A 1,500-nucleotide genomic window follows, 5' to 3' on the forward strand; every position below is an offset into this window, starting at 1 on the left:
TTCAACGGCTGGGTTCTGATCAAGACCGGACTGCCGAGCTTCCTGGTCACCCTGGGCTCGTTCCTGATCCTGCAGGGCGCCAACCTCGCCGTCACGAAGATCTTCACCGGGAACGTGGCGTCCGACTCGATCGCCGACATGGAGGGTTTCGACCAGGCCAAGAAGGTCTTCGCCTCCGAGTTCACCATCGGTGACGTCAGCTTCAAGATCACGATCGTGTACTGGCTGGTGTTCGCCCTGATCGCGACCTGGCTGCTGCTGCGCACCAAGTTCGGCAACTGGATCTTCGCGGTCGGCGGCAGCAAGGACTCCGCCCGCGCGGTCGGAGTCCCGGTGAACTTCACGAAGATCGCCCTGTTCATGGGCGTCGGCGCGTGCGCCTGGTTCGTGGGCATGCACCTGCTGTTCTCGTTCAACACCGTCCAGTCCGGCGAGGGCGTCGGCAACGAGTTCCTGTACATCATCGCCGCGGTCATCGGCGGCTGCCTGCTGACCGGCGGCTACGGCTCCGCCATCGGCTCGGTCATCGGCGCCTTCATCTTCGGCATGGTCTCCCAGGGCATCGTCTACGCCAACTGGAACCCCGACTGGTTCAAGGCGTTCCTCGGCGTGATGCTCCTGGTCGCCGCCCTCGTCAATCTGTGGGTCCGCCGCCAGGCGACCCGGAGGTGAACTCATGACAACCAACCACACCGCCTCCGACACCACCACCTCCCCCAACGGCACCCTCACCCAGGACAGTCCGCCGGTCGACGCCACGCCGATCGTCGAACTGCGGGGCACCGGCAAGGCATACGGCAACATCCGCGCCCTGCACGGCGTCGACCTCGCCGTCCGCTCCGGCCAGGTCACCTGCGTCCTGGGCGACAACGGCGCCGGCAAGTCCACCCTGATCAAAATCATCTCCGGCCTGCACCAGCACACCGAGGGCGAAGTCCTCATCGACGGCAGCCCCGTCCACTTCGCCACCCCACGCGAGGCGCTGGACGCCGGCATCGCGACCGTCTACCAGGACCTGGCGACCGTCCCGCTGATGCCGGTGTGGCGCAACTTCTTCCTCGGCTCCGAGATGACCAAGGGCCCCTGGCCGGTCCGCCGTCTCGACATCGAGAAGATGAAACAGACCGCGGATACGGAACTGCGCAACATGGGCATCGTCCTGGACGACCTCGACCAGCCCATCGGCACCCTCTCCGGCGGCCAGCGCCAGTCCGTGGCCATCGCCCGCGCCGTCTACTTCGGCGCACGCGTCCTGATCCTCGACGAGCCCACCGCCGCCCTCGGCGTCAAACAGTCCGGCGTCGTCCTGAAATACATCGCCGCCGCCCGTGACAAGGGCCTCGGCGTCATCTTCATCACCCACAACCCCCACCACGCCTACATGGTCGGCGACCACTTCAGCGTCCTGCGCCTGGGCACCATGGAACTCTCCGCCGCCCGCAGCGAGGTCACCCTCGAAGAACTCACCAACCACATGGCCGGCGGCGCCGAACTCGCAGC

Annotated in this window: 2 protein-coding genes; both read left to right on the forward strand. The window is 66.4% G+C overall.

The window, feature by feature from the left end; genetic code table 11:
- Window positions 1-672, forward strand: a 672-nt coding sequence (locus tag G3I56_RS42535) for an ABC transporter permease (protein ID WP_164418884.1), incomplete at its 5' end; no start/stop codon positions are given.
- 4 nt (window positions 673-676) lie between these two features.
- The coding region (locus tag G3I56_RS42540; protein ID WP_164418886.1) for an ATP-binding cassette domain-containing protein at window positions 677-1,500 on the forward strand (824 nt) is incomplete at its 3' end.

Origin of the sequence: Streptomyces sp. SID12488 (genome assembly GCF_010548275.1) — a bacterium.
Lineage (GTDB): Bacteria > Actinomycetota > Actinomycetes > Streptomycetales > Streptomycetaceae > Streptomyces.